Below are 6,576 nucleotides of genomic sequence, written 5' to 3' on the forward strand. Positions count from 1 at the left end.
CGCCCTGCGCAGCCAAGCCCTCCGACACCTGACCGGCGGCGGAGCCATGGCCTCCCTCGGCATAAGCCAGGACCAGGCGGAAGAGATTCTGGCCGCATGCGGCGAACGAGCCGAGGCCGTCGGCGTGGCGGCCGTCAACGGACCCGGCTCGGTGGTCGTCTCCGGGCCGCCCGAGCAGGTAGACCATGCGGTGGCCGCGTGTGAGGAGGCGGGTGGCCGGGCCCGGCTGATCGATGTGGACTACGCCTCGCACAGCCCTCAAGTCGATGAGATCGCGGCCGAGTTGACCGAAGTTCTGGCCGGGGTCAAGCCGGTCCCGTCGGAGGTGGCGTTCTATTCGACGGTCACGGCGGGCCGGATGGACACCGCGGGGCTCGACACGGCGTACTGGGTGACGAACCTGCGCGAGCGGGTGCGGTTCGCCGACGCGGTGCGGGCGCTGCTCGCCGACGGCCACCGGGTGTTCATCGAGACCAGCACCCACCCCGTCCTCACCATCGGCCTGCAGGAGAGCTTCGAGGAAGCCGGCGTCAACGCGGTCACGGTGCCGACCCTGCGCCGTGACCACGGCGGCCCGGCCCAGCTGACCCGGTCGGTGGCGCAGGCGTTCACCGCGGGCGTCGCCGTGGACTGGGCCCGCTGGTTCCGTACCGGCCCCGCCCCCCACGTCGTCGACCTGCCGACCTACGCCTTCCAGCGCCGGCGGTACTGGCTGGACGGCCGTGGTGGCCACGGTGGCGACCCCGGCGACCTGGGTATGGCCTCCGCCGGGCATCCGCTGCTCGGCGCCGCCGTGGAGCTCGCCGAGGGCGGCACCCATCTGCTCACCGGGCGGCTCTCCCCGCGGACCCACGCCTGGCTGAACGACCACCGGGTGCTGGACACCGTTCTGCTCCCGGGAACCGTCTTCGCCGAGCTCGCCCTGCACGCCGCCGCCCGGACCGGCTGTGATCAGGTGTCGGAGCTGACCCTCCACGCGCCACTGGTCATTCCGGCGGGCGAGGCGGTCGATGTGCAGATCACCGTGGCCGCCCCCGATCACACCGGCGAGCGTCCGATCACCATCCATTCCCGTCCCGCGGCCGACTCCGGCGATCCGGCGTGGACCCGGCATGCCACCGGTGCGCTCGCCCCCTCGTCCGCGACCGGGCCCGCCGCGCTCGATGGCGTCTGGCCGCCGCCCGGGGCCACACCGCTGCCCGTCCAGGACTTCTACCGTCAGCTCGCCGACCACGGCTACCGCTACGGGCCCTCCTTCCAGGGCCTCATCGCCGCGTGGCGACTCGACGGCCACCTCTATGCCGAAGTGGCCCTGCCCGAGGGGGAACGCGGCAACGCCACCGCATACGGCATCCACCCCGCCCTGCTCGACGCCGCCCTGCACGCCCGCGCCCTGGACGTCGACCCCGCGTCCGACGACGCCCACCGGATTCTGCTCCCCTTCACCTGGAGTGGTCTGCGGCTGCGCGCCACCGGGGCCGACACCCTGCGCGTCCGGATCACCCCCACCGCGGCGGACCGGTTCACCCTGACCGCCGCCGATCCGACCGGCGCACCCGTCGCCACCGTGGACGATCTGATCCTGCGCCCGGTACCGGACGGACAGCTCGGCCGGGCCCGTTCGGCGGGCAGGAACTCGCTGTTCCAGCTCACCTGGACGCAGATGGCGCCGACCCAGGGCGCCGCAGCCCTCCGTACAGCCGTCCTCGGCCCCGACGGTGACCCGTTGGCCGATGCGCTGCCCGATGCCCGCCGCCACCCCGATCTCGCCGCCCTACGGACGGCCGTGGCGGGCGGCGCACCGGCCCCCGAAGTGGTGTTCGCCCGCTTTGCCGCTCCCGATGCCGCTTCCGCCGATGCCGAGGGCGATCCGGTCGAGCACACCCATCGCCTCGGCATGGCGGCGCTCGCGGCGCTGCAGGGCTTCCTCACCACCCCCGAGTTCGCGGACACCCGACTGGCGGTCGTCACCCGGGGAGCGGTCGCCACGCACAGCGACCACGACATCCATGACCTGCCCGCCTCCGCCGTCTGGGGCCTGGTGCGCAGCGCCCAGTCGGAGAACCCGGGCCGGGTGCTGCTGTGCGACCTCGACCGGCAGGACGCGTCCCTACGGGCCGTGGCCGACGCGGTGGCCTCCGGCGAGCCTCAAATGGCGCTGCGCGACGGCCTGGTGTACGTACCGCGCCTGATCCACGACGACGCGGCCAAGCGGCTTTCCCCGCCGGACGGTGCGGCCGCCTGGCGGCTGGGGCTCATCGGCCACGGCAGCCTGGACCACCTCGCCCTGGTCGACTCCCCGGACAACACGCGCCCGCTGGGCCGCGGGGAGGTGCGGGTGGCGCTTCGGGCGGGCGGGGTGAACTTCCATGACATCGTGGTGGCGCTCGGGATGGTCGAGGACCCGAGGCCGCTCGGTGGCGACGGCGCGGGGGAGGTCGTGGAGGTGGGCCCGCGGGCCGACGGGTTCGCCGTGGGCGACCGGGTCATGGGCCTGTTCAACGGCACGGGGCCGCTGGTCATCACCGACAGCCGGCTCATCACCCGGATCCCCTCGGGGTGGTCCTACGCGCAGGCGGCGACCACGCCGTCCGCCTTCCTCACGGCCTACTACGGTCTCGCCGATCTGGCGGGGCTGCGCGCCGGGGAGACGCTGCTGTTGCACGCGGCCACCGGTGGCGTCGGCCTGGCCGCCGTGCAGCTGGCCCGCCACTGGCAGGCCGAGGTGTACGCCACCGCGAGCCCGGGGAAGTGGCATGCCCTGCGGCAACGCGGCTTCGACGACCGCCACATCGCCTCCTCCCGCACCCTCGACTTCGAGGACCGCGTCCGCGAGGCCGCGGGGTCCGTCGATGTGGTGCTCAACTCCCTGGCCGCCGACTTCGTGGACGCGTCCCTGCGCCTGCTGGCGCCCGGCGGCCGTTTCATCGACATGGGCAGGACCGACCTCCGCGACCCCGAGCAGGTCCGCGCCCAGCACCCCGGGGTCAGCTACCGGGCGTTCGACCTGGTCAGCGGCGCCGGTCCCGACCGTATCCAGCAGATGTGGGCCGAGCTGTCGGCGCTGTTCGAGGACGGTACGCTGCGGCCCCTGCCGACCACGGTGTGGGACATCCGCCGGGCTCCCGAGGCGTTCCGCCACTTCAGCCAGGCGCGTCACATCGGCAAGATCGTCCTGACGATTCCCACCGCCCTCGACCCCGAGGGCACCGTGCTCATCACCGGTGGCACGGGCACGCTCGGCGCAGCCACCGCACGCCATCTGGTCGCCCATCACGGCGCACGACAGCTTCTGCTCGTCAGCCGCCGGGGGCCCGACGCACCGGGCGCCACCGCTCTCGCCGCCGAGCTGACGGAGCTGGGCGCGCGGGTCACGATCGCGGGGTGTGACACCGCCGACCGGGCCGCCCTGGCCAAGCTGCTGGAGGCCGTTCCCGAACGGCATCCGCTCACCGCCGTCGTCCACGCCGCCGGGCTGCTGCGCGATGCCACAGTCGAGGCACTCACCCCCGATCAGGTGGAGGAGGTGCTGCGGGCGAAGGTCGACGCGGCGTGGAATCTGCATGAACTCACCCGGGACCAGGGGCTGTCGGCGTTCGTGCTGTTCTCCGCCGCCGCCGGCCTGCTGGGCGCGGCGGGGCAGGGAAACTACTCGGCGGCCAACGCCTTCCTGGACGCCCTGGCCCGTCACCGTCATGCCCAGGGTCTGCCCGCGACCTCCCTGGCCTGGGGCTACTGGGCGCAGGCCACCGGGATGACCGGGGGGATGACCGACGCCGACCGGGCGCGGCTGGCGAGGGCCGGCATGGTGGGGCTGGAAACCGGGCAGGGCATGGCGCTGCTCGACATCGCCCTCGCCAGCGGCCTGCCCACGCTGGCCCCCATCCGCCTCGACCTGGCCGCCCTGCGTCGTCAAGCCCACGCCGACGGGGTGCCGGCCCTCTTCAGGAGCCTCGTACGCGGCGCCGCCCCGCAGGCGGCCACCGGGGCCGCCGACACGTCCGGCGCGGCTGCGGCGGACGCGTTCGCCGCCATGTCGGAGGAGGACCGGCAGCAGGCGCTCCTCACCCTGGTGCGTCACGCTACGGCGACGGTGCTGGGCCATGACACGGCGGAGTCCATCCACCCCGCGCAGAACTTCCGGGAACTCGGCTTCGACTCCCTGACCGCCGTCGAGCTGCGGAACCGGCTCGGCGCCGCCACCGCTCTGCGGCTGCCCGCCACGCTGGTCTTCGACCACCCCACGCCGACCGCGGTCGTACGGCTCCTGCGGGAGCTTCTCGGCCCGGTCGGGACGGCCCCGCCGGCCTCCCTCCTCGCCGACCTCGACTCCTTCGGCGCCGCCTTGGCCACGGTGGCCGGGGACCGCGAGCTGCGGGCGCGGATCGCGGCGCGGCTGCGCGAGCTGCTGCGCGCGGTGGACGGCCGGCTGCTCGGCGCGGACGGCGGCGGGCCCGCCGAGGACGATCTGGCGTCGGCCAGCGACGAGGAGTTGTTCCAGGCGCTCGACAACGAGCTGAGTGTCCCCTCCGACGACAGTCTCCGATGAACACGACGGCCGTAATGATCGGGTTGATGCGATATGACGGATGACGAGAAGCTCCGCAGCTATCTCAAGCGGGCGACCGCCGATCTGCGGCTGGCCAGGCGGCAGTTGCGCGAGGTCGAGGACCGCGCCCGGGAGCCCATCGCCATCATCGGGATGGCCTGCCACTTCCCCGGTGACGTGGCCACTCCCGAGGACCTTTGGCAGGTGGTCAGCGACGGTGTGGACGTCATCTCGTCCTTTCCGGAGGACCGTGGCTGGGACCTGGACGCCCTCTACGATCCGGATCCGGACCACGCCGGTACCAGCAGTGCCCGCGAGGGCGGGTTTCTGCGGAGCGTGGCCGACTTCGACGCCGAGTTCTTCGGGATCAGTCCGCGGGAGGCCGCGGCGATGGATCCCCAGCAGCGGCTTCTGCTGGAAACCGCGTGGGAGGCGTTCGAGCGTGCGGGCCTCGATCGCGACGCGCTGAGCGGCAGCGACACCGGTGTGTTCGCCGGGGTGGACTCGTACCACTATCTGTCGCTCATCGGCCGGACCACCGGCGATTCGGCGGGCTACGTCGCCACGGGGAATCTCGGCAGTGTGGTGTCGGGCCGGGTGGCGTACTCGTTCGGCCTGGAGGGGCCCGCCGTCACGGTGGACACGGCATGCTCGTCCTCCCTGGTGGCCACGCATCTCGCCGCTCAGGCGCTCCGGCAGGGCGAGTGCTCGCTGGCCCTGGCCGGCGGGGTCACGGTGATGGCCACGCCCGGTGGGTTCACCGAGTTCTCGCGTCAGCGCGCGCTCTCCCCGGACGGGCGGTGCAAGGCGTTCGCCGCGGCGGCGGACGGCACGGGCTTCTCGGAGGGCGTCGGTCTGGTGCTGCTGGAGCGGCTGTCGGACGCGCGGCGCAACGGCCACCGGGTGCTTGCGGTCGTCCGGGGCTCGGCGGTCAACCAGGATGGCGCCAGCAATGGCTTGACGGCGCCGAACGGGCCCTCGCAGCAGCGGGTGATCCGCCAGGCGCTCGCCAACGCCCGGCTGTCCACGGCCGAGGTGGACGCGGTCGAGGCACACGGCACCGGCACCACCCTCGGCGACCCCATCGAGGCCCAGGCTCTCCTGGCCACGTACGGACAGGGGCGACCGGACGGACAGCCGCTGTGGCTCGGCTCCGCCAAGTCCAACATCGGCCACACCCAAGCCGCCGCCGGCGTGGCGAGCGTCATCAAGATGGTGCAGGCCATGCGGCATGGCGTCCTGCCGGCCTCCCTGCACATCGATGAGCCGACGCCGCACGTGGACTGGGCTGCGGGTGCGGTGCGGCTGCTGACCGAGCCCGTCGAGTGGGTGGCGCCCGACCGTCCGCGTCGTGCGGGAGTGTCCTCCTTCGGCATCAGCGGTACGAACGCCCATCTGATCCTCGAGCAGGCCCCCGAAGCGGCCGAGGCCACGCCCGCGTCGGACCTGTCGTCGCACGGCGGCGGGGTGTCGGCGGGTGGTGTGGTGCCGTGGGTGGTGTCGGCGCACAGCGAAGAGGCGCTGCGCGGTCAGGCGAGGGCCCTGGCCGAGCGGGTGGCCGCCGATGCCGCGATGTCCCCCGCCGATGTGGGATGGTCGCTGATCACCACACGGTCGGTGTTCGACCACCGAGCCGTCGTCGTCGGCGAGAACCGCGACGAGCTGATGGCTGGACTGAAGGCCCTGGCCGCGGGTGAGCCCCACCCCGGCGTGATCGAGCCGGGCAGTGCCGCGGCCGTCGGTGGGCTGGGTGCGGGTGGTGTGGGTCCGGTGCTGGTGTTTCCGGGACAGGGCTCGCAGTGGGCCGGCATGGGCGCCGGACTCCTGGACACCTCACCCGTCTTCGCCGCCCGGGTGGCCGACTGCGAACATGCCCTGGCCCCCTACGTCGACTGGTCCCTCACCAACGTCCTCCGCGACGGCGTGCACACGGCCGACCTCAGCCGCGTCGACGTCGTCCAACCCGTCCTCTGGGCCGTCATGATCTCCCTCGCCGCCCTATGGGACGACTACGGCGTCACCCCCGC

General features: G+C 73.4%; 2 protein-coding genes. Both read left to right on the forward strand.

The annotated features are described in order from the left end of the window. Positions 1–4: 4 nt before the first annotated feature. On the forward strand, positions 5–4,549 hold the full coding sequence (locus ABZS71_RS35180; protein WP_356216817.1) for an SDR family NAD(P)-dependent oxidoreductase: 4,545 nt from the start codon (positions 5–7) through the stop codon (positions 4,547–4,549). Between the two features lie 33 nt (positions 4,550–4,582). Beyond that, positions 4,583–6,576, forward strand: a 1,994-nt coding sequence (locus tag ABZS71_RS35185) for a type I polyketide synthase (protein WP_356216814.1), incomplete at its 3' end; no start/stop codon positions are given.

The sequence above is a fragment of the Streptomyces sp. NPDC005393 genome, from assembly GCF_040606675.1.
In the GTDB taxonomy this organism is placed as follows: domain Bacteria; phylum Actinomycetota; class Actinomycetes; order Streptomycetales; family Streptomycetaceae; genus Streptomyces.